This window comes from Streptomyces sp. WELS2 (genome assembly GCF_013870595.1).
Lineage (GTDB): Bacteria > Actinomycetota > Actinomycetes > Streptomycetales > Streptomycetaceae > Streptomyces.
On the sequence record NZ_JACBWZ010001245.1, the window covers coordinates 1 to 1,356 of the forward strand.

At 68.3% G+C, this 1,356-nt stretch carries 2 protein-coding genes and 1 pseudogene; all 3 read left to right on the forward strand.

The window, feature by feature from the left end; all coding sequences use genetic code 11:
* Positions 1–188: pseudogene (locus H5J33_RS35400) on the forward strand (alanine--glyoxylate aminotransferase family protein); the annotation flags it as partial.
* A 324-nt stretch (positions 189–512) separates the two neighbouring features.
* On the forward strand, positions 513–1,031 hold the full coding sequence (gene ectA, locus H5J33_RS35405; protein WP_181798740.1) for a diaminobutyrate acetyltransferase: 519 nt from the start codon (positions 513–515) through the stop codon (positions 1,029–1,031).
* Positions 1,032–1,044: 13 nt separating this feature from the next.
* On the forward strand, positions 1,045–1,356 hold a 312-nt coding region (locus H5J33_RS35410), incomplete at its 3' end, for an aminotransferase class III-fold pyridoxal phosphate-dependent enzyme (protein WP_181798741.1).

Genomic DNA, 1,356 nt, shown 5'->3' on the forward strand with positions numbered 1-1,356 from the left:
CGCTGCCGCTGGCGGCCGGCGGCGGGGCGCTGGCCGTGGAGATGATCCGGGTCAACCACTACGGCCGGGACGCGACGCCGGGCGCGGTGCAGGGCTCGCTGGCGGCGCTGGGCGCGGCGCTGGCGGAGCAGGGCCTGACGGTCGATCCGGCCGCCGCCCGCCGGGCCGCGGAGGACGCCTGGCACTGAGGTGCGTTCGCCGTTCCCGGGGGCTCCGCTCCCGGGAACTTTTTTATGCCCGGACGTTACCGAAACCCACTCCATTTCTTTTTCACAATTCCCGCCAATTCGCCGGACGATAGCTTCCCATCTTCTTCTGCCCGCTTTTTGCACAGCTAAACGAGCAACTTTTCCGGCAGGTTTCTCCGGCATTTCGGGCTGTGACGCACTCCACAGTGAACGACATTTGCCCCGATTTTCCCGGGTGCATTCCGGACATACTTCACGGCAGCCGAAGAGTCTCCGCGCCGACTCCCGTGCACTTTCGAATTCACCTCGCTAAATTCGTGCCGCATGACCGCCGCACCCGCAGACCTGCTCATCGAAAGTCCGGCGACCAGCGACGGAGCCGCGCTCTGGCGCATCGCCAAGGAATCGAAAACCCTCGACCTGAACTCCTCCTACAGCTATCTGCTGTGGTGCCGGGACTTCGCCGGCACCTCGGTGGTGGCCCGCGGCGCGGACGGGGAACCGGTCGGCTTCGTCACCGGTTACCTGCGGCCCGGCCGCCCCCGCACCCTGCTCGTCTGGCAGGTGGCCGTCGACGCCTCCCACCGGGGCTGCGGCATCGCCGCCAGGCTGCTGGACGGGCTGACCGCACGCCTCGTCGCCGAGCGCGGCATCACCGAGCTGGAGACCACCATCACCCCCGGCAACACCGCCTCCGAGCGCCTGTTCACCTCGTTCGCCGAGCGGCACGGCGCACGGGTCCGCCGCGAGGTGCTGTTCCCCGCCGACCTGTTCCCGGGCGGCTCGCACGACCCCGAAGTCCTCTACCACATCGGCCCGTTGACCGAGTCCACCGCCCACTGAGGAGCGATTCACCGTGACCATCACCCAGCCCGACCTGAGCGTGTTCGAGACCCTCGAATCCGAGGTACGCAGCTACTGCCGCGGCTGGCCCACCGTCTTCGACCGGGCCCGGGGCAGCCGGATGTACGACGAGGACGGCCACGCCTACCTGGACTTCTTCGCCGGCGCCGGATCACTCAACTACGGCCACAACAACCCGGTGCTGAAACGGGCGCTGCTCGACTATCTGGACCGGGACGGCGTCACCCACGGCCTGGACATGTCCACCACCGCCAAGCGGACCTTCCTGCGCACCTTCCAGGACCTGGTGCTGCGCCCGCGGGAC